2 protein-coding genes are annotated in these 1058 nt (G+C 24.1%); both read left to right on the top strand.

Annotated features, from left to right (window positions below; all coding sequences use genetic code 11):
- A partial coding sequence (locus tag GBG18_RS14985; RefSeq protein ID WP_152192376.1) for a phosphatase PAP2 family protein occupies positions 1-304 on the top strand: 304 nt, incomplete at its 5' end.
- A 246-nt stretch (positions 305-550) separates the two neighbouring features.
- The gene (locus GBG18_RS14980; RefSeq protein WP_152192374.1) at positions 551-916 is read left to right on the top strand and encodes a diacylglycerol kinase; all 366 of its coding nucleotides are present in this window, start codon (positions 551-553) and stop codon (positions 914-916) included.
- The last annotated feature ends 142 nt before the right edge of the window (positions 917-1058 follow it).

Here is a 1058-nt window from a genome sequence, read left to right as displayed (position 1 = left end):
TTATCCAGATGTAAAACTGTTTGATTCCTATCCAACAGAGTTTGTACAAAACAAAAAAATAAAATGTTGGCCAGCAGGACATGCAAGTGGTGGTTTTGCACTTCTTTCTTTATTCTTTTTATTTAAAAAACGAATAAATCAAATATATGCACTTATCTTTGCTTTAAGTGTAGGATGGAGTATGGGTACATATAAAATGTTAATTGGTGACCATTTTTTAAGTCATACAATTATTACAATGCTTATTGCTTGGCTACTCGTTCTAATTATTTATAAAGTCACTACTGCAAAAGATATAAGATGAATATATTTTATAACTTCATTGCATTTATAATTCTTGGTGTTGTATTATGTGAAAATTCTTCATTAGAGTTTTATGAAGTTTTTGTATCACTTAGTATTTTATTTTATTTTATTTTATTTTTAAAAAAGATATATATCATTTAATTAAATTATTGAAAAAATGAAGAAATAAAATTTTAGTTAATACGTTTAATTAATTAAAATATTTATTTTATAATACTGAATTACATATATAAAAGGAAAGACATTGAGAAATCAACCAAAATACAATTTTTTCAAAAATACAACTTATGCATTGAAAGGTTTAAAAGATTTAGTAAAAAATGAAACATCTTTTAAAATAGAATTAATAATAACAATAATTCTACTACCTGTTCTTTTTATACTAGATGTTTCATTAGTGAATAAGCTACTAATGTTTATTAGTTTAATGGGAATGCTTTTGAGTGAAGCAATAAATAGTGCCATTGAAAGAGTTGTTGATCTTGTTACACTTGAACATCATGAGATGGCAGGTAGAGCAAAAGATGTTGGAAGTGCTGTTGTATTTATAAGTATCTTTATATTTGTAGTAACATGGAGTGTCATTTTATATACTCATTTTTTTATTTGAATGATAAGTTGATTTTATTCTAAGGAAGTGTTGAAATTCTCTTTCAATCTAATAAAATAGAATATATAACTTTTTTAAGACTAATTTTAAATCATCTATTCACCGACACCTAGCAATAAATTTTCATAATCAAGAAAGTACA

Source organism: Poseidonibacter ostreae, assembly GCF_009208075.1.
GTDB classification, from domain to species: Bacteria; Campylobacterota; Campylobacteria; order Campylobacterales; family Arcobacteraceae; genus Poseidonibacter; species Poseidonibacter ostreae.
This window is presented reverse-complemented; position numbering and strand designations above follow the sequence as displayed.